Origin of the sequence: Microbispora sp. NPDC046973 (assembly GCF_040644495.1) — a bacterium.
Classification (GTDB): Bacteria; Actinomycetota; Actinomycetes; order Streptosporangiales; family Streptosporangiaceae; genus Microbispora.
In genome coordinates, this window is sequence record NZ_JBEYWQ010000003.1 from 403,397 (window position 1) to 429,392 (window position 25,996).

Below are 25,996 nucleotides of genomic sequence, written 5' to 3' on the forward strand. Positions count from 1 at the left end.
ACCGTGCCGTCCGGTCGTCACCGCGCCGCCTTTGCCGTCGAGCGGCGCCGCAGGCAGGCCAGGTGGAAGGGCGTGGTCGCGGCCCTGACGGCCGTGGCGATCGTCGTGGCGGGGGTCGTCCTCTTCCTCACGCGCTCGACGGGAACGTGTTCCGCCCGGGATCCGATTCTCGTGAGCGTCGCGGCGGCCGTGGACGTCGCGCCGCCGGTGATGGACGCGGCCGAGCGGTTCAACGCCTCCGGCGCGGGGGTGGAGGGGCGGTGCGTCCAGGTCCAGGTGGCCGAGCAGCCCCCGGCGCCGGTGCTCCGCACGCTGATCGGCGACCGGGCCGGGGTCCTGCCCGACCGCCCGGACGGATGGATCGCCGACTCCTCCGTGTGGGCGCGGCTGGCCCGCAAGCAGGGCGGGCAGGACATCGCCGCCGACGAGACCGTCGTCGCGACCTCCCCGCTGGTCTTCGCCACCCGGCGCTCGCTCGCCGAGCGGTTCGCCGCCGGGGGGACGGCCATGAGCTGGGACATGGTCTTCCCCGCCACGGTGCGGGGGCGCCTGCAGCCCACCGAGCACGAGCCCGACATCGTGCGCATCCCCGACCCGTCGGTGTCGGGGGCGGGGATCGCGACCGTCGCGGCGGCCCGTGACATCGTCGGCACGGGTAAGAAGGCCGACCGCGATCTCACGGCGTTCGTGCGCATGGCGCAGTCGGGGTCGGCCCCCGACTACCGCAGCATGCTCGGCGCGGTGGACGCCCCCGGCTTCTGGTCGCGTCCCGTGGTGATCGTCCCCGAGCAGTCGGTGTGGGCGCACAACCGCCAGAGCGGCGCCGAGCCCGTGGTCGCCCTCCAGCCCAAGGAGGGCACGATCAACCTCGACTATCCGTACGTCGTGACGGCCGCGGACCCCGACCGGGCGGCGGCCTCGCGGCTGTTCGCGGCATGGCTGCGGTCGGCGGCGACGCAGGAGGCCGTACGGAAGGCGGGGTTCCGCGGCGCCGGCGGGCAGCCGCCGTTCGACGGCGGTGCGGGCATCTCGACCGAGCTGCCGCGTCCGCGGCCGTCGATCACGGCCGAGGTGATCGACGAGGCTCTGGAGGCGTGGAGCAGGCTGGCCCCGCCGAGCCGGCTCCTCGTGCTCGCGGACGTGTCGAAGGAGAACGCGGAACCGATGAAAGCGGGCGGGAAGACCCGGCTGGACGTCGCGGTCGAGGCGGCCAAGCTCGGCCTGCAGCTGTTCCCGAACGAGACCCACATGGGCCTGTGGGAGTTCGCCCGCGACATGAAGGACGGCGCGGACCATCGCGAACTCGTCGGCCTCGGCCCGATCGGCAAGCCCGACGACGGTCAGGAGGAGATCCGCAAGACCGCCCTGTTCCGGGTGGCCGACGGCATCAAGGCGCTCGGCGACCGGAGCAGCTCGCTGTACGACGCGATCGACGCGGGCTTCCGGTCGGTGTCGAAGGGCTACGACCCGCTGATGAGCAACGCGCTGCTGGTGCTCACCGCGGGCGTGGACGACGGGAAGGGCGTCTCACGGCGCGAGCTCGTCGACAGGCTGCGCAGGGAGTGGGACCCGGACAAGCCGGTGCAGATCATCGTGGTCGCGTTCGGCAAGGCCGCCGACCGTCCGGCGCTCGACGAGATCGTCTCGGCCACCAACGGGCAGCTCTACGTGGCCCAGGAGCCGGGCCAGATCATCGACGTGTTCCTGTCGGCGCTGGCGCGGCGGCTGTGCCACCCGACCTGCGTGCCGCACTGAGAACCGGTCACAACCACTTCACCGCGATCTGCATCTAATCCCGCGAACAGAGCAGATCGACCGAAGGGATCGACCGTGGTGAACAAGCTCCTCACCGTCGGCCTGGCGGCCGCGGTGGCAGGTGTGTCCGTCGCGGCGCCCGCCTCCGCCGCGGCCACCCGGACATCGGCGACACAGGCGTCGGCAACACAGGGCGGGCAGCTCAGGAACGCGAAGACCGGTCTGTGCCTGGCCATCGGCAAGGGCGAGGTCAGGGCCGGGAAGAAGGTCATTCAGTGGACCTGCAACGGACTGAAGGACCAGAGGTGGATCTACACCGGCCACCGGCTCGTGAACGCCAAGACCGGCATGTGCCTCGCCGTCGGCGGCGGCGAGACCCGCAAGGGCGCGTACGTCATCCAGTGGCCCTGCACGGACGGCGGCGCGGAGCAGGAGTGGGTCCGCGACGACATGCGGCGCCTGCAGAACCGCGCCACCGGGCTGTGCCTGGCCATCGGCAAGGGGGAGGTCCGCAAGGGGAAGAAGGCCATCCAGTGGACCTGCAACAACCTCGCGGACCAGGAGTGGTACCCGGAGCGGCAGTGATCCCCGCGCTCACCTCGTGACGTAGAAGTCGGCGGGGTCGCGCGGCGGCCGGTCCTTCGGCGGAGCGGCCGGGTGACCGATGGCCACGGCGCCCATGGGGTCCCAGTTCTGCGGCAGGTCGAGCACCTTGCGCACCACGTCGCGGCAGAACATCGTGGACGACACCCACGCCGAGCCCAGCCCCTGCACGGCGAGCTGGACGAGGAAGTTCTGCACGCCGGCGCCGGTGGCCACCACGAACATCTCCCGCTCGGCGGCGTTCCTGCGCTCGTCCCTGTAGGTGTGCGAGCCGTCCATCACCAGGCACGGCACCGCCAGGCAGGGCGCGTTCCTCAGCACGTCGCCGCGCCGGATCCGCCGGGCGATCGACTCCTCGGAGAAGCCGTCGGATCGCAGGTCCTCGATCCAGGCGTCCCGCATCGCGTCGAGCAGTTCCGTACGCGCCCGCGGGGTCTCCAGCAGCACGAACCGCCACGGCGTGGTGTGGTGCGGGGCGGGCGCGGCGACGGCGGCGGCCACGGCCCGCCGTACGGCCGCCGGGTCCACCTCGGCCGTGGAGAACTCGCGGATCGTGCGGCGGGCGAAGACGACGTCGGCCGAGCCGTACCGGAACATGTCCTCGTCGGCGGGGCGGATGAGGACCCGCCCGCCCGGGCCGTCCTCCTCGGTCACCAGGTCGCCCAGCCCGCGGACGACGGCCACCGGGACGCCGGACAGCTTGCCCTTCGCCAGGTCGCCCGCCGCCGCGATCTCGTCGGCCAGGGCCGTGACGGTGGCGTTGAGCGGGTTGCCGTAGCCGTCGGTGCCGCCGCGCAGGTCCTCCAGGGGCCGCACGCCGGCCGCGCCGATGGCGACGTCGGTCAGGCCGTGCCGCCAGGGCCGGCCGAAGGTGTCGGAGACGATCACCCCGACCCGCACGCCGAGCCGCTCGCGCAGCCCGCGGCGGATCCGGCCCGCCGAGGCGTCCGGGTCCTCGGGCAGCAGCAGCACGGTGCCGGGGGAGGTGTTGGAGGCGTCGACGCCGGCCGCGGCCATCACGAGGCCGTGCCGCGTCTGCGCGATGACCGTGTCCCCGCGGCGCGCGACCACGCGCTCGGTCTCCTCCTCGATCGCGGCCGTACGGCTGTCGCCTTGGCGGATCCGGCCTTCGGCCTTGCTCACGATCTTGGAGGTCACGACCAGGATGTCGCCGTCCCGGAGGTCCGGCGCGGCCTGCGCCACGAGCAGGGCGACGTCGTCGCCGGGCCGCACCTCGGGCAGGCCGGGCACGCCGCTGACGGTGATGTGGGGCATGTGCTCCTCTGACATCTGTGCTGGCATCCGTTCTGGGTCGGTTCAGGACGCGAGGGAGCGGGCCAGGGCGAGGGCCGCGGCGGCGATGTCCCTCGTGGCCTCGGGGTCGCTCATCAGGAGCGGGCGGGCCTCCACCACCACGCCGTCGAGTGCCACGCCCTTGTCCTCCTCGGCCACGAGCCAGCCGTCGAGCAGCGCGGAGCCGTACAGCTCCAGGACGGCCTGGGCGCTCGTCTCCACGCCGATCGCCGTCAGGCAGGCGTCGGCCATGCCGCGCACCGGCGCGCCACCGATGATGGGGGAGACGCCGACGACCGTCTTGTCCTCCAGCGCCGCCCGGATGCCCGGGATCTGGAGGATCGTGCCGATGCTGACGACCGGGTTCGACGGCGGGAGGATGACGACGTCCGCCGCCGCGATGGCGTCGAGCACGCCGGGCGCGGGACGGGCCTCGTCCGCGCCGACGAGCACGATCTGCTCGGCCGGCACCGAGGCGCGCAGCCGCACCCACCACTCCTGGAAGTGGACGGCCCTCCTGCCGGCCTCGTCGGAGACGACCACGTGGGTCTCCGTGCGGTCGTCCGACATCGGCAGCAGCCGCACCCCTGGACGCCACCGGTCGCACAGGGCCTCGGTCACCTGGGAGAGCGGATAACCGGCCCCCAGCATCTGGGTGCGGATGATGTGGGTGGCGAAGTCACGGTCGCCGAGGCCGAACCACTGCGGTTCCATGCCGTACGCGGCGAGCTCCTCCTTCACCGTGAACGTTTCACCGGCCCGTCCCCAGCCCTGTTCCTCGTTGATGCCGCCGCCCAGCGTGTACATGACCGTGTCGAGGTCAGGGCACACGCGCAGGCCGAAGAGGGTGATGTCGTCGCCGGTGTTGCCGATCACGGTGATCTCGGAATCGGGGGCCGCCGCCTTGAGACCTCGGAGGAACCGGGCGCCGCCGATTCCTCCGGCGAGGGACACGATGCGCATGCCGCCAGTCTTCCACCGGCCGTCCGCGGGATCGTCGACACCCACCCCAAGAGCGGGATGAACAGCGATATGTAGGGTGTGTTCCGCTTGTGAGGTTCTTGGGTCTGCCGACGTTTAAGTCAGGCATGTGCAAAACTTCCCCGAGTGCCTTTTGGACCGATGGGGGTAGTCGTGCTCAAGGTCGATACCGGCCGGCTCCGCGAGCCGGCCGCGTGGACGATGCTCGCGGTGGTGATCACCGGTGTCCTCGTCAGCATCGCACGCCTGCTGATCGGCTCCTTGGAGAGCATGACGTTCGGCCTCCGCGCGGTGTCGAGTCTGTACTCCCTCGTGTCCCCGGTCTCGACCGCGCTCGCGGCCGGCGCCGTGCTGCTCGTCGCCAAGGCCGGCGCGCCCACCCCCCGCGCCCGCCTGGTGGCGCTCGGCGCGGCCGGGGCGCTCGGCCTCGGCATCGTCTTCGGCGTGATCGCCGTGTTGGGCGTGCTCGTGGGCGACGTGGGCACGTTCCGCATCCGGTTCGAATACCTGATCACCGGACTGCCGATGGTCGCGCTCGCCGTCTTCGGTGCGCTGTTCGCGCTGAGCACGGCATCGGCGCTCCAGCCCGCCAGGGAACCGGCGGGCGACTACTTCGGCAGGCGCGAGGACACCTATCCGGCCCAGTCGTACGCTCCGGCGCTGCCGCAGGGCCCGCACGGACATCAGGCGCCGCAGGGGTACGGCGAGGTTCCGGGAACGGCAGGTGCGGGAACGGCAGGTGCGGGAGCGGCAGGTGCGGGCGCGCCGGCTCACACCCCCAACCCCGGCCCGATGCCCGGTCAGCAGGTTCCCGGCCAGCAGCAGTTCGGCCACCCCGCCCCGGGCGACCCGCAGAACAACCCCCTTCCCGCGCAGAACGTCCCCCAGAACGCTCCGCACGCCGCCCCGCCCGTCAGCCCTCACGTCGCTTCGCACGCCGCCGCCCCCGGCGGCCAGTACGACGCCCCCCACCAGGGCCAGCCCCAGAGCCAGCCGCAGGCGCCCGCGTACGGGCAGAGCGCGCCGGCGCCGGTCCACCCCCAGCTGCCGCCCGCCGAGCACCGGTACGCCGAGCACCAGCAGTACGCCCAGGAGCAGCAGTACGGGCAGGACCAGCAGTACGGGCAGGACCAGCAGTACGGGCAGGATCGGGGCCAGGGGGCCTTCGGCCAGGAGCGGCCCCAGGACGTCTACGGCCAGGAATACGAGCCGCAGCCCTCCTACACCCCCGCCCCGACCGCCCCGCAGCCCCCGCCGTTCGGGCAGCCCGGCGCCCCGGCTCCGTCCCAGGGTCCCGGCTACGGACAGGCGCAGCAGGAGTCCCGGCCGTCGTTGCAGGACGTCCAGACCGGCGCGCACTACGCCGACTACGGTCCGTACGGCGCGCAGCCCGAGGCGCCCGCCCCTCAGCGGCCCGACTACTCCCCGCCGCCGCAGGGCCCGGTGTTCGACCAGTACGGCTACGCGGGCCAGCAGACGGACTCCGGCGGCTACGGGCAGTTCCCGAGCGCTCCCCCCGCCGCGCCCGGCAACGCCCCCGGTGGTTACGGCCAGCCCTCCTCCTACAGCCCGAGCCCCGCCCCGGAGGCCAGGCCGTACGAGCAGGACCAGCCGTACGGACAGGGTTCGCCGTTCTCCGGCTACTCGGGCCAGGCGTTCGCCCGCCAGGCCGCCGAGCACGGGACCGGCGGCCCGGCCTTCGACGCTCCCCCCGCGTACGAGGGCCCGGCCGACCCGAGGGAGCAGCAGCTCGCGCAGGCCTACCAGCAGGCGCAGAGCTACCAGAAGGGCGCCCTGCCCGACCACCCCACCGGTCCGCAGGACCTGCCGGAGTACTACGACAACCCGCTCGGCCACCCCCAGTCCGAGCCCGCGCCGTTCCAGCCCCCGGCGCCCGGCCCCGCCGACCAGACGGTCCGCTTCGACCCCTCCGGCTACCAGGGAGACCCGCTCAGCGACCCGCTGCGCAGGGAGGAGCCGCTCGACCCGACGGCCATCTACACGCCCGACAGGTCGCAGGCAAAGTATGAGGAAGGTTCCGCCCCCGATCAGGCAGGCCGCGGAACCGACCCCAACCTCCCTTGGTATGGTTCCGAACGCTGATAGGACCGTAGATCGGGGCGTACGAACCGGGGCGAGCAGGTCTTTCCCCGGGTATCGTTATGCCGCTTGACGCCACACACGCCACGCGCGTGTAATTACAGGCATGTTGTTACGCCTTCCCAAGGGTGGGTATAGGGCAGGCGTTTTTATGGGGGGCTCCATGTGGGCGGGCGAGCGACAGGGAGGTGTGCAATGACCGATCTGGTCATGGCACAGGCGCTCGATGGTGAAGATCTTGGGTGGCAGGAGCGCGCTTTGTGCGCGCAGACCGATCCTGAGGCGTTCTTTCCTGAAAAGGGCGGTTCCACCAGGGAAGCAAAGAAGGTGTGCCGTTCGTGTGAGGTGCGCGCCGAGTGCCTTGAATACGCACTTCAGCATGATGAGCGTTTCGGCATCTGGGGCGGCCTGTCCGAGCGGGAAAGGCGCAAGATCAAGCGCCAGGCCGTCTAGGTCGTGTCCCTGAGGCTGATGTGGGCGGGGCCGTGCGTTCGACGCGCGGCCCCGCACTCATGTCCGGGTTGCTGCTGACATCCTGTTTCGCCTGGATGTGATCGGGTGAGTCCGGGTTGCCGTATCGTGGTCGGCGCTCAGCCGTACGACCCCCCTAGGACTCGACGTGCACTCGGTGACCGCGATCGTCGTCGCCCACGACGGCGCCCGCTGGCTCAAGGAGACGCTGGCGGCGGTGCTGCGCCAGACCCGGCCTCTCGACCGTGTCGTCGGCGTCGACAACGGCAGCCGTGACGACAGCGGGAAGCTGCTGACCGAGGCGTTCGGCTCGGGCAACGTGCTGACCCTGCCCCGGTCCACCGGGTTCGGCGAGGCCGTCCACGAGGTGCTGCGGCGGCTGCCGCCCGCGCCCGGACAGGAATGGGTCTGGCTGCTCCACGACGACTGCGCGCCCGACACGCACGCGCTGCAGGCCCTGCTGTGGGCCGCGGAGCAGGATCCCAAGGCCGCCGTTCTCGGCCCCAAGCTGCGCGACTGGCTCGACCGGCGGGTGCTGCTCGAGATGGGTGTGACCGTCAGCAGGTCGGGACGGCGGGACACCGGCCTGGAGCCGAGGGAGTACGACCAGGGCCAGCACGACGGGATCGCCGACGTCCTGTCGGTCTCCACGGCGGGCATGCTCATCCGCAGGGACGTCTGGGACGAGCTGTCGGGCCTCGACACCGCGCTGCCGCTGTTCCGTGACGACCTCGACCTGTGCTGGCGGGCCCGTACGGCCGGGCACCGCGTGCTCAACGTGAGCGACGCGGTGGCCTGGCACGCGGAGGCGTCGGCGCGGCGGCGCCGCAGGATCGCCACCAGCGAGGAGCATCCGCGCAGGCTCGACCGGCGCAACGGCCTGTTCGTCCTGATGGCGAACCTGCCGTTCGGCGCGCTCGTGCGGTCGGTGCTGCGCAACGTCTTCGCGTCCGTGCTGCGGGCCCTGCTGTTCCTGCTGGCCAAGCAGCCGGCCAACGCTCTCGACGAACTGGCCGCGCTCGGCTCGGTCATCGGCCACCCCCTGCGCCTGCGGCGGGCCCGCAAGGCCAGGAAGAAGGGCAGGAAGCAGGGCTGGCCCGCGATCCGGCGCAAGCTCAGCCCGCCGGGCGCCGCGCTGCGGCGGCTGGCCGACATGGTGCAGGGCTTCCTCGCCGGAGCCGGCCCGGTGGACTCGGCGGGCCGCCACCACGCGGCCGCGGACCGCGCCCAGGAGGACGACGGCGACGAACTGCTGACCGACTCCGGTGGCGTCCAGCGCGTGTTCAGCAGCCCCGGCGTGGTGCTCTGCCTGATCCTGGCGGTGATCACGCTGGCCGCGGAAAGGACGCTGCTGCCCGGGCTCCTGTCCTCCGACGGGCACCTGGGCGGCGGCGCTCTGGTGCCGGTCACCGGGAGCGCGTCCGACCTGTGGCGGCTCTACATCGAGGACCACCACGCCGCCGGGCTCGGCTCGCAGACCTGGGCCCCGCCGTACGTCGCCGTGCTGGCCGGGCTGTCGGCGGTCGCGCTGGGCAAGACGTGGCTGGCCGTGGCCGTGCTGCTGCTCGGCTGCGTGCCGCTGGCCGGGATCTCGGCGTACGCGGCGACCAAGCGGATGATCTCCTACACACCGGCGCGGGTCTGGCTGGCCGCCACCTACGCCCTGCTGCCGGTCACGACGGGCGTGGTGGCGGGCGGGCGGCTCGGCACCGCGATCGTGATCGTGCTGCTGCCCGTCTACGCGGCGCTCGCCACGCGGGTGATCGCAGGGTCGCGGCGGGCGGCCTGGGGCTTCGGCCTGCTCCTGACCGTGGGCACGGCCTTCGTCCCGCTCGTGTACGTGCTGGTGGCCATCCTCGGCGGGCTCGCCGCGGTGTCGTTCGGCGGCATTCGCAAGGGCGTCAGACGGTCGCTCGTGATCGGCCTCGGCACCCCGGTCGTCCTGCTGTTCCCGTGGCTGGTCCAGATCGCCAGGGAGCCGGGCCGGATCCTGCTCGAGTCCGGCCTGCACGACGGCCGCCTCATCGACCCCCGCCTCGGCGCCGGCTCCCTGCTCATGCTGAGCCCCGGCGGGCCGGGGGTGCCGCCCGTCTGGGCGACGGCGGGCCTGATCGCGGTCGCGCTGGCCGCGCTGCTGCTGCGGCGTCACCAGATGGTCGTCGCGATCGGTTGGGGCGTCATGCTCTTCGGGCTGCTGGTGGCGATCGTGGTCAGCCGGGTCAACGACGCGGCGTGGCCGGGGGTGCCGCTGGCGTTCGCGGCGACGGGCCTGCTGGTGGCCGCGGCGCACCAGGCGCACCGGATCGCGGAGTTCCGCGCCGCGCGGGGGCTGCGCCGCCTGGGCGCGATGCTGATCGTCGTGGTCGCCTTTGCGACCCCGCTCGCCGCCGCCGGGCTATGGGTGACCAGAGGCGCGGACGGCCCGCTGCGAAGCGACCTGAGCGACCCGGTGCCGGTGCTCGCCGAGCTCCAGTCGGCACCCGGCGAGGGCACGCTCCTGCTGCGTCCCAGGGACGGCAGGGTCGGCTACACGCTGATGCGCGGCCGGGGCCCGCTGATCGGCGAGTCCGACCTCGAATCGCCCCGGGAGGCGACCGACCGTTTCACGACCGCGGTCGGCGGGCTCGCCTCGGGCCGGGGCAGCACGTACGTCCAGACGCTCGCGTCGTCCGGGGTCCGCTTCGTGACGGTGCCGGGCCGCGTCGACCCCGCCCTGCAACAGGCACTCGACTCGCAGCCCGCCCTGGTCAGGGTGAGCCTGTCCGAGACAGGCGGCCTGTGGCGCGTGGCCGGCCAGGTGACGGTGCCCCCGCCGCCCGCGACCGCGGGCGCGCTGCATCGGGGCTGGCTGTGGGCTCAGGGCGCGCTGCTCGTGCTCGTGCTGATCCTGGCCTCGCCCGGGGCCCGTACGAAGGAGCCGGAGGGCGACTACGCCGACGCCCCCGTCGAAGAGGGGCCGCGGGGCCGCCGCCGAGCGAAGGAAGAGCGGGTGCCCGCGTGAGGAGACTGATCGAGAACCGCTTCGGCCTGCTCGCCCTGGTGCTGGTCGCGCTGGGCGCGTTGTACGGCGTGGCCTTCGTCAGCCGGCCCGCGCCGGCCGCGCAGGTGCGCCCGCAGGCCGTCAAAGCGCCGGTGGAGTCGGTGACCGCCGTGTGCCCCGCGCCGTCCGGCAGCCGGGTGAGCGTGGTGACCCCCACCCGGGAGCAGGAGAACCCGGAGCAGCAGAACCCGGAGCAACAGAACCAGGGGCCGGGCAGCGCCACCCTGTCGGCGATCGAGGGCCCGGGGGAGAAGGGCGGCGGCAAGGACGACGTGATCGACCGGCCGGGCCTGCTGTGGCAGCGCGAGATCGCCCCCGGAGGCGGCCCTCTCGTGGTGGACGCCACCGGTTCGATGGCCGCAGGACTGGAGAGCGCCCAGACCGCCAGGGAGACGTCGGGCACCCAGCGGGGGCTCGCCGGGGTGCGGTGCGTCGAGCCGGGCGCGGAGAGCTGGTTCGTCGGGCCTGGACCGGCCGCGGCGGAGATGACCCTCTACCTCGCCAACCCCGACGCGGCTCCGGCCAACGTCTCGTTCATGGTCTACTCCGGCGAGGGCCCGGTGCTGAGCGAGCGCGGCAACGGCGTGGTCGTCAAGCCCGGCCAGCACCGCGTGATCAGGCTGCGCGACCTCGCGCCCTCCCCGCTGATCATGGCCCTGCAGGTGAGCACGCGCAGCGGCAGGGTGGCCGCCGCGGTCAAGGCCGTGCTGGGCGAGGGCAGGGGCGTCGACTGGCTGCCCGTCGCCGCGGCCCCCGCCACCCGGGTCGTCGTTCCCGGCATCCCCGGCACCGCCGGTCAGCGGGAGCTGTACGTCGCCACGCCGGGGGAGCGGGACACGGTCGTGCGGATCAAAGCGGTGCTGGAGGACGGCTCCTACGCACTGAAGAACAAGGAGACGATCGAGGTGCCGGCCGGATCGGCGGCCTCGCTCGACCTGTCCACCGGGATCGGCGGGCAGCCGGCCGCGCTGGTGCTGGAGTCCGACGTCCCGATCGTGGCGGGCCTCAAGATCACCGGAACGGGGACGAGGCAGGACGTCGCCTTCACCGCCGGCGCCGCCTCCGTCGACCTCGGCAGCGTCGTCGCGGACGGCCGGGCGGAAGGCAAGCAGACCTCCTGGCTGGTGCTGTCGGCGCCCTTCGCGGCGGCCACCGTGGAGGTCCGGCTGGTGCCCTCGAAGGGTGCGGCGCCGGCCCCGGTCGAGGTGAAGCTGCCCGCCGCCCGCACCAAGGAGCTCAGGCTCGCGCCGCCGAAGGGAAGCAAGGGCGGCTTCAGCGTGGTCGTACGGCCGATGCCGGGCTCGGGGCCCGTGTACGGCGGGCGCGTCCTCGACGAGGGGGCCAAGGACGGCCAGTTGGTGACCGCGCAGCCGCTCGCCATGGCCAGGACCTGGGCGCTGGTGCCCCCGACCGTCGATCTCCCGGGCGCCGTGCTCCCGTGAGGGCTAATGCCGGTCGTCGTAACCGGGGTCGATCGTCTCCGGCGTGAGGCCCAGCAGACTGGCCACCTGCTCGACGACCACGTCGAGGACCAGCGTGCCGAGCTGGTCGCGGTCGCGGGCCCGGGCCTCCAGCGGGCGGCGGTACAGCACGACGGCGGCGGGCTCGTCTCCCGAGGCCGACTCCGCCCGGCCCAGCGGGATCGGGTCGGAGGACAGCCGGGCGGGGCCGTCCACCAGCTCCGCGGCCGGCGGCACCTCCTCGATCGCGAACTCGACCGACGCGAGCTGGGTGCCCCACCGCGGCTTGAGCCGGTCGACCGCGTCGATCACCAGGTCGTCGAACCGCTCGCCGCGGGACTTGGCGATGGGGACGTGCGAGGGCGCGAGGGGGCCGCGCATGCCGCGGCCGTGCCGGTCACGCCGGCGCACCCGCCGCCCTCGATCCGGCCTGTCACCGCTCCTGTCGCTCACGCAGTCAGCTTAAAGCCCGTCCCGCCGGTGCGGTGGGTCCGGCGGGTCGTGTCCGCTTTGCCCACCAACGTCATGGCGACTTCAGAGATCGCGGAATTGTGGCGACACGTTCAATAAGAGCGGCGGGGTGGTGGCAATGTGAACGCGGACCGGATACGGTCCCTCCGTGAGCCCCGTCCGCAGCTGTTCCCGTACCGCCTGCAGGCAGCCTGCCGTCTTCACACTCACGTATGTCTACGCCGACTCGACCGCCGTACTCGGCCCCCTGGCGACGTACGTCGAGCCACACTGTTACGACCTGTGCGCGGAGCACGCGGAACGGCTCACCGCGCCCAGGGGGTGGGAGGTCGTGCGCCTCCCGTCCGAGTCCGTCGCCCCGAGCGGGGACGACCTGGAGGCTCTGGCGAACGCGGTCCGAGAGGCCGCGCGCCCCGCTCCCGCCGCCGGCGAGCCCGTCGGCCAGGCGGTCGAGGTGGGCCGCCGAGGTCACCTGCGGGTGCTCAAGTCCGCCCAGCCCAACAGGGAGCGATGACACCCCGCGATGAGATCGCACGCGGCGCGTTGGACGGCTCATTGTGTGGGCAATCAGGCGCTATAGGCTCAGGTGCGAAGACTTAACGACTTTTAGGGGCGTGCAGTGGCCGACCTCAGCAGGATCTTCAAGGCGTACGACGTGCGGGGCGTGGTGCCGGACGAGCTCGACGAGGAGATCGCACAGGCCGTCGGGGCGGCCTTCGTCGAGCTGACCGGCGCGTCCTCGGTGGTGATGGCGCACGACATGCGCACCTCGTCCGGCCCGCTGGCCGCGGCGTTCGCGCGGGGCGCGACCTCCCGGGGCGCCGACGTGATCAACGCCGGGCTCGGCTCGACCGACATGCTCTACTACGCCAGCGGCAGCCTCGACCTGCCGGGCGTCATGTTCACCGCGAGCCACAACCCGGCCAAGTACAACGGCATGAAGATGTGCCGGGCGGGCGCCGTGCCGGTGGGCACCGACACCGGCCTGCTGCAGATCCGCGACCGCGCGGCCGAACTGCTCGACACGGGACTGGACGGTTCGGACTCGGGCGGTGCGCCCGGCACGGGCACGGTGACCGAGCGCAACCTGCTGGAGGGCTACGCCGCCCACTTGAAGACGCTGGTCGACCTGTCGGGCATCCGGCCGCTGAAGGTGGTCGTGGACGCCGGCAACGGCATGGGCGGCTACACGGTCCCCGAGGTCTTCAAGGGCCTGCCGATCGAGCTGACCCCGCTCTACTTCGAGCTCGACGGCAGCTTCCCCAACCACGAGGCCAACCCGATCGAGCCGGAGAACCTGCGCGACCTGCAGAAGGCGGTCGTCTCGCAGGGCGCGGACATCGGCATCGCCTTCGACGGCGACGCCGACCGGTGCTGGGTCATCGACGAGCGGGGCGAGTCCGTCGCACCGTCCACGATCACGGCACTGGTCGCGGTGCGGGAGCTGGCCAAGAACCCCGGCGCCACGATCATCCACAACCTGATCACCTCCAAGGGCGTGCCGGAGATCGTGAGCGAGCACGGCGGCAAGCCGGTCCGCACCCGCGTCGGCCACTCGTTCATCAAGGCGGAGATGGCCCGCACCGGCGCCGTCTTCGGCGGCGAGCACTCGGCCCACTACTACTTCCGCGACTTCTGGTTCGCCGACTCGGGCATGCTGGCCGCCCTGCACGTGCTCGCCGCGCTGGGCGAGCAGGACCGGCCGCTGTCGGAGGTGCTGTCCCAGTACTCGCGCTACGCCGCGTCCGGGGAGATCAACAGCAGGGTCGAGGACCAGGCCGCCGCCCTGGCCCGCGTACGCGAGACCTTCGCGGGCCGGGAGGGTGTTACCTTCGACGAGCTGGACGGACTCACCGTCAGCGGTCCGGACTGGTGGTTCAACCTGCGTCCGTCCAACACCGAGCCGCTGCTCCGGCTCAACGCGGAGGCCGCCGACGAGGAGAAGGTCGCCGCAGTCCGAGACGAAGTTCTCGCCGTTGTAAGGAGCTGACGAGTTGAAGATCGACGACTGGCTGCTGGACATCCTCGCCTGCCCGGCGTGCAAGTCCCCGCTCCGCGCCGTGCCCGACGCGGACGAGCTGGCCTGCACCTCGGAGTCGTGCGGGCTGGTCTATCCGGTGCGCGACGACATCCCGGTGCTCCTCGTCGACGAGGCCCGCAAGGCATGAGCGGTGCCGGAGGGGCCCGGTTCGAGCCCGACCGGCTCGATGACCAGGCATACCTGGTGGAGGGCGACCCCTCCGGCATGCTCCGCTCCGTGGCGTCGTCGGCCGCCCAGGTGCGGGCGGCGTACCGGTCGGCGGTGGAGAACGGCGTGGCCCGGGCCGGCCGGGACGGCCGCCCCCGCGCGATCGTCGTGGCGGGCATGGGCGCCTCCGCCCTCGTGGGGGACGTGCTCGAGGCGCTGTGCCGATACGGCGCCCCGGTCCCGGTGGTGACGGTGCGCGGCCACCGGCTGCCCGGCTGGGTGGGCGCCGCCGATCTCGTCATCGCCGTCTCCCGCTCCGGCAGGACCGAGGAGACCGTCGCCGTGGCCGCCGAGGCCGTACGGCGCGGGTGCGCGCTCGTGGGCACGGGCGCGCCCGACACGCCGCTGTCGGCCCTGGTCGAGCGGGCGGGCGGGCCGTACGTGCCGGTGGGCGGGGCGACCGGGGTGGCCGGGCAGCCGAGGGCCACGCTGTGGTCGCTCATGGTGCCGCCGATCCTGGTGGCGGCGGCGCTCGGGCTGGTCCCGGCCGGGGAGAGCGAGTTCGAGTCGGTGGCCAAGCGGCTGGAGGACCTGGCCCATCGGTGCCGCCCGTCGAGCGAGTCGTTCATCAACCCCGGCAAAGCGCTGGCGATGGAACTGGCCGGGACGCTTCCGGTCGTCTGGGGCACCTCGCCGCTGGCCGCGGTGGCGGCCCACCGCCTGGCCGCCCGGCTGAGCGAGGACGCGGGCTACCCGGCGATCTGGGGGGAGCTGCCCGAGGCCGCCCACAACCAGATCGTGACGTTCGACGGCCCCCTCGCCGGGCGGGACGTCTTCGCCGATCCGTTCGCCGACGAGCCGGGGGAGGGCGCGCGCCTGCGCCTGTTCCTGCTGCGCGACATGGAGGAACACCCGCAGGTGACCAGGTCCCGCACGGCCGCCGTACGGCTGGCCGAGGACCGGGGGGTTCCGGTGTCCGAGATCCTGGCCGAGGGCGTGCACCCGCTGGACCGGCTCGCCGCCCTGATCGGCCTGTGCGACTACGCGAGTGTCTACCTCGCTCTCGGGTACGGGATGGACCCGGCATCGGCCGCGGCGGCAACCGAACTCCAGGCCAGGATTTCGCAATAGGATCGCCTCGGCCGATTGAAATGAGGAGTTCAACGTGAGTGCGGGTGGCGGTACCAAGGCGATCCTCGCGGCGCTCGGCGCCAACCTGGCGATCGCTGTGGCGAAGTTCGTGGCGTTCCTGTTCACCGGGTCGTCGTCGATGCTCGCCGAGTCGGTCCACTCCGTGGCCGACTCCGGCAACCAGGCGCTGCTGATGCTCGGCGGCAAGCGCGCCGCCAAGGGGAGAACCCGCAAGCACCCCTTCGGCTACGGCCGGGAGCGCTATTTCTACGCGTTCGTGGTGGCCGTGGTGCTGTTCACGATCGGTGCCCTGTTCTCCCTCTACGAGGGCTGGCACAAGATCGCCGACCCGCAGCCCGTGGAGTCGCCGATCTGGGCCTTCGCGGTGCTGGTCTTCGCGATCGTCGCCGAGGGCTTCTCGTTCCGCACCGCCATCAAGGAGTCGAGCGCGCTCAAGGGCGACCAATCCTGGGTGGCGTTCATCCGCCGGGCGAAGGCCCCCGAACTTCCCGTGGTGCTGCTTGAGGACTTCGGCGCGCTGCTCGGTCTGGTCTTCGCGTTGTTCGGCGTGACGATGGCCGTGGTCACCGGCAACGGCGCGTGGGACGGTGTGGGCAGCCTCGTCATCGGCCTGCTGCTCGCCGTGATCGCGGTCATCCTGGCCACCGAGACCAAGTCGCTGCTGATCGGCGAGAGTGCGACGCCCGAGGTGGAGGAGAAGATCTGCGCCGCCCTGGAAGCCGCCCCCGAGGTCAGCCGGGTCATCCACCTGCGCACCCTGCACCTCGGCCCGGAGGAGTTGCTGGTCGCCGCGAAGATCGCGGTGGAGCACGACGACACCGCCGGTGAGGTGGCGCGAGGCATCGACGAGGCCGAACGGCGCATCCGCGAGGCGGTTCCGATCGCCCGGGTGATCTACCTGGAGCCGGACCTCTATCGGGCGGACGCCGCCTCGGGGCAGCGCGCCGGCGCGTAACCCCCGTTACGGGCAGCCGCATTTCCTCGCGCACCGTGATTGAAATGTGATGCAGAGTCACTTCAACGCTGGCGGTACCGGTCGGTAACTTTACCTTTACATTACGGCTGGTTGACCCCGGAGGTGACTCATGATTCAGGGACGCGTGCGGTGGAAACGGTTCGCCCTCGTCTTCGTGCCCGCGCTCGCGGTCGCCTCCGTGCTGGTCGGCGCGACCGCCGAGGGGGCGATCGGCGCGTCGTTCGTGGTCTCGGGTGACACGTTCAAGGTCTCCGCGGACACGCTGCAGGGCCAGGGCTTCGTGCAGTACGGCAGCACGGTCGAGAACAAGAAGGGCCAGAAGATCCCGGTCGCCGTCTCCGGCATCCGGAAGGCCACCCTGACCAACATGTGCCAGACGGTGCTGGTGAAGTCGCCCGTCGGCGCCGTGACCATCAGGATCACGGCCGGCACGGGCAAGGACCCGGTGACCGCCGAGAACATGATCGTCGACGCCACCCAGATCGAGGGCAACGCGGTCTTCACGAAGCTGGAGGCGGGCCGCGACGCCAGCACCCTCGACCAGCTGCCGGACGCCCAGGGCGCGGCGGGCATGTTCGGCCAGCAGGCCGGCGCAATCACCATCAAGGACTTCCGGCAGGTCTCCTGGGCGGTCAACGCGGCCACGTTCAAGCTGCCGGGGCTGAAGCTGGCCGTGGAGCCGGGCGAGCACGAGTGCTTCTGATGGAACGGCCGGTGAAATGGCGGCGGTCGCGGCCGTTCTGGGGTGGTCTGCTGGTGCTCGCCGCGGGCCTGGAGCTGCTGAGCATCCCGTTCGCGACCCAGGCCCTGCCGCTCGTCATCCAGTCGGGCACGGTCGGCGCCACCTACCTGATCGCGCTGGTGCTGATCATCCTGGGCCTGATGATCTGGCTCCAGCCCGGCCAGCGGGCCTTCCTCGGTGTGGTCGCCGTACTGGTCTCGATCGCGTCGTTCGTCTACGCCAACCTGGGCGGCTTCCTGATCGGGATGCTGCTCGGCCTGGTCGGGGGCGCGCTCGCGGTCGCCTGGGCGCCCGCGGAGGCCACCGAGGCCGGTGCGGCGCCGGCCGGGCCCGCCGCGTCGCCCGCGCCGGCTGGAGGGGGGATCACCTTCACCGAGCGCCGGGTGGTCAGCGGCGACGAGCGCCTGGAGGCCACCCGGCCGCAGCAGCCCGTGGAAGCCGCGGAGCCCGTGGACGAGGGCCCGCGCATCCTGGTCGCCCGGGTCCGCCGCGACGCCGATCCCGCCTCCGATCCCGCCGCCGATCCCGGGCCGGAGTCCTCCTCCGACGACGACCCCGGCGACTCCGGCGAGGGCCCGGGCGAGGGCCCCGGTGGCGGCCGTGGCGACGGTGGCGTACGTCCGGACGGCGGCGGGCGCGGCGACACGGGTCCGGGTCCCGCGGCCAAGGCGCTGGCCATCGCCGTGCTGCCGGTCATCCTGGCGGCCGGGACGGGCATGGTGCGGGAGGACCCCGGAACGGGCGGACAGGGCGGCTCCCTCCTGCCCGGTGTCGTCCCGAGCGCCGTTCCCAGCGGCCTGTCCGACGTCCTCGGCGGCGTCCTGCCCAGCGCGGTCCCCACGGCCCTGCCCAGTGCCCTGCCCACGGACCTGAAGGACGCCGTGGGGTCGCTCACCGGCAGGAGGAGTCCCTCGCCGTCGCCGGGGGAGGGCGGCGAGGACGAGCCGGGGGCCTCCTCCGCGAAGGGAGCGGTGACGGTCGCGACCGAGACGGCCGCCGTCCGCGCGCCCTCGCTGACCATGACCGGGATGAAGTTCACCGGCGTGGTCGAGATGCCCACCGCGACCGGCACCGTGAAGATGCTCCGCTTCACCATGGACAAGGCCGTGCTGGAGCGGCCTCAGCAGACGATGGGCCCGACGACGCTGACCGGCAGCATGTTCACCTTCGAGGGCAACGTGGTGATCTGCACGACGAAGATGACCGCCAAGCTCCTCGGCGTGCCGCAGGAGTTCACGGCCGACCACCCGAACCTCCTGGTCAGGGCGCTCAAACTGGTGCCGTCCCTGAACGTCCCGCTGACGATGACCGACATCGTCAGCGAGCAGCCGTACGTCACGGCCGACTCCCTGCGGGCGGACGACCTCCACCTCGTGGTCGGCGCCTGACCCTCAAAGGCCTGGGAGCGCCCGCGTCACCGGTGCCGCAGCAGCCGCAGGGCCTTCTCCTTCTCGAAGTCCAGCGCCCGGCGCGGCGCCTGGATGCGCCCGATGCGCACGCCGAGATCGCGTACGGCCTGGGCCACCGCGGGCTCGGACAGCGCCCGGAGCGCGAAGGCCAGCTCGGCCGGCGAGACGTCGAACCGCCGCTCCAGCTCCATCGCCTGGCGCACCGCCTCCAGCTCGTCCGGCCCGAAGCGCCGATGGGCGCCCTTGTCCCGTACGGGCGGCAGCAGGCCGAGAGCCTCCCGGTAGCGCAACATCCGGGGGGACATGCCGAGCCGCCTGGCCGCCTCGGTGATGCGCATCGTGCCTCCGGTCCCCGTTCCTGGGGTCCACGCTAGACAGTCCGGCGGCCCTCCGGCACCCGTCGGCGAGGGAATCTCACATTCTTGTGTCAGGTTCGCGGGCCTGCGCATGCGTTCCTGCGTCCGCGACGCCTAAACTCGCACCGACGGACAACGGAGGAGACACTCATGGACTTCAAGGTCGCCGACCTTTCGCTTGCGGAATTCGGCCGCAAAGAGATCCGCCTCGCGGAGCACGAGATGCCGGGCCTCATGGCGACCCGTAAGGAGTACGCCGCGGCGCAGCCGCTGCGCGGCGCGAAGATCATGGGCTCGCTGCACATGACGATCCAGACGGCGGTGCTGATCGAGACGCTGGTCGCGCTCGGCGCCGACGTGCGCTGGGTGAGCTGCAACATCTTCTCCACCCAGGACCACGCCGCCGCCGCGGTCGTCGTCGGCCCGGATGGCACGGTGGACAACCCCTCCGGTGTCCCGGTCTTCGCCTGGAAGGGCGAGACGCTGGAGGAGTACTGGTGGTGCACCGAGCAGGCCCTCCGCTGGCCCGACGGCTCCGGCCCCAACATGATCCTGGACGACGGCGGCGACGCGACGCTGCTCGTGCACAAGGGCGTGGAGTTCGAGAAGGCCGGCGCCGTGCCGGTCGCCGGTGAGGACGACCCCGAAGAGTGGGCGGTCATCCTCGACACGCTCCGCCGTACGGTCTCCGAGGACAAGTGGTGGACCCGCGTGGCCGAGGACATCAAGGGCGTCACCGAGGAGACCACGACCGGCGTGCACCGTCTCTACGAGATGCACAAGTCCGGCACGCTCCTGTTCCCGGCGATCAACGTCAACGACTCGGTGACCAAGTCGAAGTTCGACAACAAGTACGGCTGCCGCCACTCGGTGATCGACGGCCTCAACCGCGCCACCGACGTGCTGATCGGCGGCAAGGTCGCCGTGGTCTGCGGCTACGGCGACGTGGGCAAGGGCTGCGCCGACGCGCTGCGCGGTCAGGGCGCCCGGGTCATCGTCACCGAGATCGACCCGATCTGCGCGCTCCAGGCCGCCATGGACGGCTTCCAGGTCACCACCCTGGAGGAGGTCGTCGGCATCGCGGACATCTTCGTCACCTGCACCGGCAACTACGGCATCATCAGCGCCGAGCACATGTCGCAGATGAAGCACCAGGCGATCGTGTCCAACATCGGCCACTTCGACAACGAGATCGACATGGCCGGCCTGGCCCGCATCCCGGGCGTCAAGAAGATCAACATCAAGCCGCAGGTCGACGAGTGGGTGTTCCCCGACGGGCACTCGATCATCGTGCTCGCCGAGGGCCGCCTGATGAACCTCGGCTGCGCCACCGGCCACCCGTCGTTCGTCATGTCGAACTCGTTCACCAACCAGGTCATCGCCCAGATCGAGCTGTTCACGAAGACCGACGACTACCCGGTCGGCGTGTACGTGCTGCCCAAGCACCTCGACGAGAAGGTCGCCCGTCTCCACCTCGACGCGCTCGGCGTGAAGCTGACCAAGCTCAGCAAGAAGCAGGCGGAGTACATCGGCGTCGACGTCGAGGGCCCGTACAAGCCGGACCACTACCGCTACTGACGGCGATCGCACGACGGGGGCGCGGGCCCGGCCCGCGCCCCCGGCCAGGAGGCAGACGGCGTGATTCAGCCGGACATCGCGGAGGCCGGAGAGTGGCGCATCGAGTGGGCGGCCCGGTCGATGCCGGTCCTCCAGGCGATCGGCGCCGGTTTCGGCGCCGACCGGCCGCTCGACGGCCTGCGCATCGCCGCCTGCATGCACGTGACCGCCGAGACGGCGGTGCTCCTCGGGGCGCTGCGGGAGGGCGGCGCGCAGATCGCCCTGGCCGCGTCCAACCCCCTGTCCACGCAGGACGACGTCGCCGAGGCGCTGCGAACGTACGGCATCGCCGTGCACGCCCGCGCCGGGGTGGACAAGGCGACCTACTACCGGCACATCCACCAGGCGCTCGACATCGCGCCGAACGTAGTGCTCGACGACGGATGCGACCTCGTCAACACCCTGCACACCGAGCGGGTCGAACTTCTCGACGGCGTGATCGGCGGCTGCGAGGAGACCACGACCGGGATCATCCGGCTGCGCCAGATGGCCTCGGAGAACGCGCTGCGCTTCCCGATGGTCGCGGTGAACGACACCCGGACCAAGCGGATGTTCGACAACCGCTACGGCACCGGCCAGTCGACGCTCGACGGCATCATGCGGGCCACCAACGTCCTGCTGGCGGGCCGCACCGTGGTCGTGGCGGGCTTCGGCTTCTGCGGCCGGGGCGTCGCGGAGCGGGCCAAGGGCCTGGGCGCGCGGGTCATCGTCACCGAGATCGACCCGGTCAAGGCCCTCGACGCCGCCCTGCAGGGCTATGACGTGCGGCCGATGAGCCTGGCCGCCGAGACCGGCGACGTGTTCGTGACCGTCACCGGCAACCGGGACGTCATCCGCGCCGAGCACCTGGCCGCCATGAAGGACGGCGCGATCCTCGCGAACGCGGGCCACTTCGACGTCGAGATCGACGTGCGGGCGCTGGAGGAGATGGCGCGCGAGGTGCGCTTCGGGATCCGCCCCAACACCGACGAGTACGTCCTGGAGGACGGCCGCAGGCTGCTGCTGCTCGCCGAGGGGCGCCTGGTGAACCTGACCGCCGCCGAGGGCCACCCGGCCGCGGTGATGGACATGTCGTTCTCCGCCCAGGCCCTCGCCGTCGCATGGCTGGTCCGGGAGTCGGTCCGGCTGGCGCCCGGCGTGTACGACGTCCCTGCCGACATCGACGCCGAGGTGGCCCGGCTGAAGCTCGCCGCCGCCGGGATCTCGATCGACGCGCTCACCGCCGAGCAGCAGGAGTATCTCCACTCCTGGCGCCTCGGGTCCTGAGACCACCGCGGCCGTCACAGCGCCTGGTCGCCCGGCCTGCGCTTCACGGCCGGCCACACCACCGCCAGCGTGTACGCGCACAGCACGGCGAAGCCGGCCCAGCCGGGGAGCGGGAAGTATCCGGCGGACGGCGCGTAGTGAGCGACCACCTGCGGATATTCCACTGCCGTCTGCTGGACGGCGAAGCCCGCTGCCGGGGTGAGCCGCAGCAGCCACCGCGACACGACGTCGGGCAGGAACGGGAACGCGGTCACCGCGTAGGGCACGGCGACGAGCGACAGCGCGAGGATGACGGCCGCCCAGCCACGCCGCAGCAGGACCCCCAGCCCGTACGACAGTACACCGCAGAGCGCGAGCACCGCCGCGACCCCGACGACGACCCGGACGCCGGTCAGCGGGGAGACCGGCTGCACGGGGACGCCGTTGCCGCTCAGGATCGCGACACCGGCCGGCAGGACCACCCCGACGGCGGCGAGCCCGGTCACGAAGGTCGCTGCGCCGACCACCACAGCCCGAGCGGCCAGAACGTGGCGAGACGCCGATGTGCCGGCCCGGGCGCCGAATCGGGCGGCCAGGACGACGACGATGATCAGTGCGATCACCAGGCCGGGCAGCAACCTCTCGACGGTGCCCTCGCCCTCGCTCCCGCTCGGGCCGATGTCACCGGTCCCGCTCACGGCGATGACGCCGTCCTTCTCGACCACGCCGGATGCGTTGTGGTGCTTCTCCCAGTCGGTGTGGTTCATCTCGCCGACGGCCTCGCTGCGCCACGCGCCGGCGGGCGCGCCCGCCAGGGTGACGTGATCGAAGACGCCGGTGGCCTGGGTGAAGCGGACCTCCTCGACTGCTCCGCCGAATCCGACCTTCCGCAGCGTGAGGTCGCCGGGGGACGTGGCGAACAACCCGACCTGCGCCGTCTCAGGGAGACCGGCCAGTTTCACCGTCCCGACGGTGTGCCAGAGCCGGCCGTCGGCCGACTCGGCACCGGTGACGGTGTCGCCGGACCGCGTCAGGCGCAGCCACCGCGGGTATCGCGGTGAGAGGCCGCCCGCGCTCCCGGCGATGTCGTTCCGGTAGTCGTACTGCATCCGCACGCCGTGGCCGCCGGTCATCATGAGCGCCGCATAGGAGGAGCCCTGCCGGACGCCGTCCTTGACGATGATCCCGGCCTTCGCCCACGGCACCAGGCCGGAGACGATCTTGTCGTGGTCGGGCGGAGGGTAGGTGATCGTGCCGGTCATCGAGGTCATCCGTACGGTGATGGAGCCCCGCGGGCCGAGGTCGTGGTGCAGGAACCAGAACTGGTCGCCGACCATCGACCCGTCCGCGGCGATTCCATCCCTCGGGCAGGGCCCGCCGCAGGACGTTTGGCTGCCGAAGGCGTAGAGCAGGCCGGCGGCGATCACGACGAGAGCCGCCGTGGCCAGGGCGATCAGCCGGGCGGGGCGGCGGAAGGCCGTCCATTCCCGGCGAAGAAGTTCTCCAGTGAGCACGCCGTCGTTCTACGGGGGCGTGCCTAACACCACCAGAACCGCCCCTGTCACCCTGGTGTTAGGTCCGGCCGGGCATCCTGGAGGCGTGACAAGGCTGCGCAACGGCACCGTGGGACTCCGGTTCACGATCTTGTACGCCGGAGTGTTCCTCGTGTCGGGAATCGGGCTGCTGGCTCTCACCTTCCTGCTCGCCGGCGGGGGAAGTTCCAGCGCCCCCGCGGGCTGGCGACCACCCGCCGACGGCGGCACGGACGGGATAAACCAGCAGGTTCGCCGTCTGCAGGAGCAACTGGCCGAGATGAACGCGCAGCACTCCCGGCAGCTGCTGATCGGCTCCCTGCTCGCGCTGACGGTGATGGCGGTCGTCTCCGTGCTGGCCGGCCGGGTGCTCGCCCGCCGGGTGCTGCGCCCGCTGCGGGTGATCACCGCGGCGACCCGGCGCATCTCCGCCGACAACCTGGACCGGCGGCTGGCCGTCAGCGGCCCGGCGGACGAGGTGAAGGACCTGGCCGACACCATCGACGGCCTGTTGGAGCGGCTGGAGGCGTCCTTCGCCGCCCAGCGCCGGTTCGTCGCCAACGCCTCGCACGAGCTGCGGACTCCGCTGGCGACCATGCGGGCGTCCCTGGACGTCGCGGTGGCCAAGCCCGGCGTGGCTCCCCAGACGCTCGCCCTGGGCGACCGGCTGCGTCCGCAGCTGGACCGCGTGGACCAGCTGCTCGACGGCTTCCTCGCGCTTGCCCGCGCGCAGCACGGCACGTTCGACGGCGCCGCCGAGGTCGACGTGGCCCGGCTGGTCGCGCGGGCGGTGGGCGACCGCGGCGCCGGGATCGCGGCGAGACGGCTGAGCGTGACCGAGGATCTGCGGACCGGCACGCTCACCAGGGGCGATGCCGCCCTGCTCTCCCGGATGGTGGAGAACGTGGTCGACAACGCCGTGGCGCACAACGAGGAGGGCGGCTGGATCCAGGTGGAGACCTTCCGGGAGGGCGCCGAGGTCCGGCTCGTCGTGCAGACCGGCGGACGCGTCCTCGACCAGCGGGACGTGGACCGGCTCGCACGGCCCTTCGAGCGGCTCGGCGCGGATCGAACCGGGTCGGAGAACGGCTCCGGCCTCGGGCTGTCCATCGTGGCGGCGATCGCCGCGGCCCACGGCGGGCGGCTCGAACTGCTCGCCCGGCCGGAGGGCGGCCTGCGAGTGTCGATCGCGCTGCCGTGCGTCCCGGTCCCGGCGGAGGCGCGGCCGTGAGGATCCTGGTCGTCGAGGACGAGCGGTCGCTCGCCGAGGTTGTCGCCGAGGGCCTGCGCGACCAGGGGATGGCCGTCGACGTCAGTCACGACGGGTTGTCCGCCGCCGCCAAACTGGACCTCACGGCGTACGACGTGGTGGTCCTGGACCGCGACCTGCCCGGCCTGCACGGCGACGCGCTGTGCCAGATGATCAGCGAGCGGCCCGGCCGCCCGATGGTGCTGATGCTGACCGCGGCCGGGACGCCCGACGACCGCGTCAGCGGTCTGACTCTCGGCGCGGACGACTACCTCGCCAAGCCGTTCCACTTCCCGGAGCTGATCCTGCGCATCCAGGCGCTGGCCCGGCGCAAGCCGAGCGCGCGGCCGCGCACCCTGCGCGCCGCCGGGATCGAGCTGGACCCGGTGCGCCGGACCGCGGTGCGCGACGGCCGGCAGCTGAACCTCTCCGTCAAGGAGTTCGCCCTGCTGCACGCGCTGATGCGGGCGAGTCCCGGCTTCCTCAGCGCGGAGGCCCTGCTGGAGCAGGTCTGGGACGAGAACGCCGACCCCTTCACCAACACGGTGACCGTGACGATGGGGCGGTTGCGCCGCAAGCTCGGCGAGCCACCGGTCGTCATGACGACACCGGGCGTGGGGTATCGGCTCGCCTGACCCTTGCCTGCGCCAGGCGCGTCAGGTTCCCTGCATCTCGCGCATCCGCCGGATCTCGGCGGTCTGCTCGGCGATCACGTCCGTGGCCCACTGCTCGACGGTGAGGTGCGAGCCCTCGGTGAGCGCCTTGGTGGCCATCGTGATCGCGCCCTCGTGGTGGGCGACCATCATCTGGAGGAACAGGCTGTCGAACGCGGCGCCGGACGCCGCCCTGAGCGCGTTCATCTGCTCGGGGGTGGCCATGCCCGGCATGTCGTGGTGGTCGGCGTGGTGGTCGGGCCGGGGAAGGTGCTCCCGGTCGAGCCACGACGTCATGACGCGGATCTCCGGCTCCTGCACGTCATGGATGCGGGCCGCGAGCGCCTTCAGCTTGGCGGAGGAGGCCCGCGTGGGCGCCAGGGCCGCCATGTCCAGCGCCTGCCGGTGGTGGACGATCATGTCCTGGACATACCGCACGTCGGCCGCGTTGATCGTGGGGGAGGGGACCGCGGTGGCGGCCTCGGCGGGGCCCAGGGTCCTCGCATCCTCGCCGGGTCGGCCGGGCGCGATCACGGGGGCGGTCGAGACGGGGGCACTTCCGCGTACGTCCTCCGCGCAGGCGCTCAGGAAGAACGCGGCACCGGCCATGAGGACGAGCCCCAGCCGCGCCCCGCCCTGCCATGCGATTCGCACCCTGCCTCCCTGTCACGGAGCGTATGGAGATCACGACGCTAACCCGGCA

General features: G+C 72.3%; 23 protein-coding genes. 17 read left to right on the forward strand and 6 right to left on the reverse strand.

The features are described from left to right. Positions 1-3 precede the first annotated feature (3 nt). Complete coding sequence (locus ABZ860_RS09000) at positions 4-1,755, forward strand: substrate-binding domain-containing protein (protein WP_357217160.1); 1,752 nt, start codon at positions 4-6, stop codon at positions 1,753-1,755. A gap of 75 nt (positions 1,756-1,830) precedes the next feature. Then, positions 1,831-2,340 (forward strand): RICIN domain-containing protein, encoded by a 510-nt coding sequence (locus ABZ860_RS09005; RefSeq protein WP_357217163.1) that lies wholly within the window; start codon positions 1,831-1,833, stop codon positions 2,338-2,340. 9 nt (positions 2,341-2,349) lie between these two features. Here ABZ860_RS09005 and ABZ860_RS09010 read toward each other — a convergent pair whose 3' ends face one another. Then, complete coding sequence (locus ABZ860_RS09010) at positions 2,350-3,633, reverse strand: coenzyme F420-0:L-glutamate ligase (protein ID WP_357217165.1); 1,284 nt, start codon at positions 3,631-3,633, stop codon at positions 2,350-2,352. Between the two features lie 42 nt (positions 3,634-3,675). Continuing rightward, on the reverse strand, positions 3,676-4,614 hold the full coding sequence (gene cofD / locus ABZ860_RS09015; RefSeq protein WP_357217168.1) for a 2-phospho-L-lactate transferase: 939 nt from the start codon (positions 4,612-4,614) through the stop codon (positions 3,676-3,678). A 171-nt stretch (positions 4,615-4,785) separates the two neighbouring features. Between cofD and ABZ860_RS09020 the strand changes: the two genes are divergently transcribed. The 4 genes from ABZ860_RS09020 to ABZ860_RS09035 all read left to right on the forward strand — a co-directional run bounded on the left by ABZ860_RS09020 (position 4,786) and on the right by ABZ860_RS09035 (position 11,685). Then, positions 4,786-6,735, forward strand: coding sequence for a hypothetical protein (locus ABZ860_RS09020; RefSeq protein WP_357217171.1), 1,950 nt, complete (start codon positions 4,786-4,788; stop codon positions 6,733-6,735). A gap of 192 nt (positions 6,736-6,927) precedes the next feature. Then, positions 6,928-7,185 carry a WhiB family transcriptional regulator gene (locus tag ABZ860_RS09025; protein ID WP_079313297.1) on the forward strand — a complete coding sequence of 86 codons (258 nt, stop codon included), beginning with the start codon at positions 6,928-6,930 and terminating at the stop codon, positions 7,183-7,185. Between the two features lie 166 nt (positions 7,186-7,351). Beyond that, on the forward strand, positions 7,352-10,204 hold the full coding sequence (locus ABZ860_RS09030) for a glycosyltransferase family 2 protein (RefSeq protein ID WP_357217174.1): 2,853 nt from the start codon (positions 7,352-7,354) through the stop codon (positions 10,202-10,204). Further along, positions 10,201-11,685 carry a DUF5719 family protein gene (locus tag ABZ860_RS09035; protein ID WP_357217176.1) on the forward strand — a complete coding sequence of 495 codons (1,485 nt, stop codon included), beginning with the start codon at positions 10,201-10,203 and terminating at the stop codon, positions 11,683-11,685. Before ABZ860_RS09030 ends, ABZ860_RS09035 begins: the two co-directional genes overlap by 4 nt. 3 nt (positions 11,686-11,688) lie before the next feature. Here the strand turns inward: ABZ860_RS09035 and ABZ860_RS09040 are convergent, their stop codons facing one another. Further along, positions 11,689-12,156 (reverse strand): metallopeptidase family protein, encoded by a 468-nt coding sequence (locus ABZ860_RS09040; protein ID WP_357217179.1) that lies wholly within the window; start codon positions 12,154-12,156, stop codon positions 11,689-11,691. A 166-nt stretch (positions 12,157-12,322) separates the two neighbouring features. Between ABZ860_RS09040 and ABZ860_RS09045 the strand changes: the two genes are divergently transcribed. The 7 genes from ABZ860_RS09045 (at position 12,323) to ABZ860_RS09075 (ending at position 18,620) form a co-directional block, all read left to right on the forward strand. Then, complete coding sequence (locus ABZ860_RS09045; protein WP_030509365.1) at positions 12,323-12,688, forward strand: DUF3499 domain-containing protein; 366 nt, start codon at positions 12,323-12,325, stop codon at positions 12,686-12,688. Positions 12,689-12,793: 105 nt separating this feature from the next. Next, positions 12,794-14,164, forward strand: coding sequence for a phosphomannomutase/phosphoglucomutase (locus tag ABZ860_RS09050; RefSeq protein ID WP_357217182.1), 1,371 nt, complete (start codon positions 12,794-12,796; stop codon positions 14,162-14,164). 4 nt (positions 14,165-14,168) lie between these two features. Next, positions 14,169-14,342: a Trm112 family protein gene (locus tag ABZ860_RS09055; protein WP_076432865.1), complete on the forward strand. Its 174-nt coding sequence runs from the start codon at positions 14,169-14,171 to the stop codon at positions 14,340-14,342. Beyond that, positions 14,339-15,493, forward strand: a complete 1,155-nt coding sequence (locus ABZ860_RS09060; protein WP_357217184.1) for an SIS domain-containing protein — start codon at positions 14,339-14,341, stop codon at positions 15,491-15,493. Before ABZ860_RS09055 ends, ABZ860_RS09060 begins: the two co-directional genes overlap by 4 nt. Before the next feature lie 34 nt (positions 15,494-15,527). Further along, the gene (locus ABZ860_RS09065) at positions 15,528-16,469 is read left to right on the forward strand and encodes a cation diffusion facilitator family transporter (protein WP_357217186.1); all 942 of its coding nucleotides are present in this window, start codon (positions 15,528-15,530) and stop codon (positions 16,467-16,469) included. A 130-nt stretch (positions 16,470-16,599) separates the two neighbouring features. Continuing rightward, positions 16,600-17,193, forward strand: coding sequence for a DUF6230 family protein (locus ABZ860_RS09070; protein WP_357217189.1), 594 nt, complete (start codon positions 16,600-16,602; stop codon positions 17,191-17,193). 11 nt (positions 17,194-17,204) lie between these two features. Further along, a complete protein-coding gene (locus ABZ860_RS09075; protein ID WP_357217192.1) occupies positions 17,205-18,620 on the forward strand; it encodes a DUF6114 domain-containing protein in 1,416 nt (471 codons plus the stop codon). Positions 18,621-18,646: 26 nt separating this feature from the next. On the opposite strand, the gene ABZ860_RS09080 is transcribed toward ABZ860_RS09075, so the two are convergent. Continuing rightward, positions 18,647-18,979: a MerR family transcriptional regulator gene (locus tag ABZ860_RS09080; protein WP_079313289.1), complete on the reverse strand. Its 333-nt coding sequence runs from the start codon at positions 18,977-18,979 to the stop codon at positions 18,647-18,649. 168 nt (positions 18,980-19,147) lie between these two features. On the opposite strand from ABZ860_RS09080, the gene ahcY reads away from it, so the two are divergent. Next, on the forward strand, positions 19,148-20,575 hold the full coding sequence (gene ahcY / locus ABZ860_RS09085) for an adenosylhomocysteinase (RefSeq protein WP_357217195.1): 1,428 nt from the start codon (positions 19,148-19,150) through the stop codon (positions 20,573-20,575). A gap of 60 nt (positions 20,576-20,635) precedes the next feature. After that, positions 20,636-21,880, forward strand: coding sequence for an adenosylhomocysteinase (locus ABZ860_RS09090; protein WP_357217198.1), 1,245 nt, complete (start codon positions 20,636-20,638; stop codon positions 21,878-21,880). Between the two features lie 14 nt (positions 21,881-21,894). On the opposite strand, the gene ABZ860_RS09095 is transcribed toward ABZ860_RS09090, so the two are convergent. Then, positions 21,895-23,373 (reverse strand): hypothetical protein, encoded by a 1,479-nt coding sequence (locus tag ABZ860_RS09095; protein ID WP_357217202.1) that lies wholly within the window; start codon positions 23,371-23,373, stop codon positions 21,895-21,897. A gap of 85 nt (positions 23,374-23,458) precedes the next feature. Here ABZ860_RS09095 and ABZ860_RS09100 point away from each other — a divergent pair, with 85 nt between their 5' ends. Together ABZ860_RS09100 and ABZ860_RS09105 are read left to right on the forward strand one after the other, a co-directional pair. Then, complete coding sequence (locus tag ABZ860_RS09100; RefSeq protein WP_357217204.1) at positions 23,459-24,622, forward strand: HAMP domain-containing sensor histidine kinase; 1,164 nt, start codon at positions 23,459-23,461, stop codon at positions 24,620-24,622. Then, positions 24,619-25,275 carry a response regulator transcription factor gene (locus tag ABZ860_RS09105; RefSeq protein ID WP_357217207.1) on the forward strand — a complete coding sequence of 219 codons (657 nt, stop codon included), beginning with the start codon at positions 24,619-24,621 and terminating at the stop codon, positions 25,273-25,275. Before ABZ860_RS09100 ends, ABZ860_RS09105 begins: the two co-directional genes overlap by 4 nt. Positions 25,276-25,296: 21 nt before the next feature. Here the strand turns inward: ABZ860_RS09105 and ABZ860_RS09110 are convergent, their stop codons facing one another. Continuing rightward, positions 25,297-25,947: a DUF305 domain-containing protein gene (locus tag ABZ860_RS09110; protein ID WP_357217210.1), complete on the reverse strand. Its 651-nt coding sequence runs from the start codon at positions 25,945-25,947 to the stop codon at positions 25,297-25,299. Positions 25,948-25,996 lie beyond the last annotated feature (49 nt).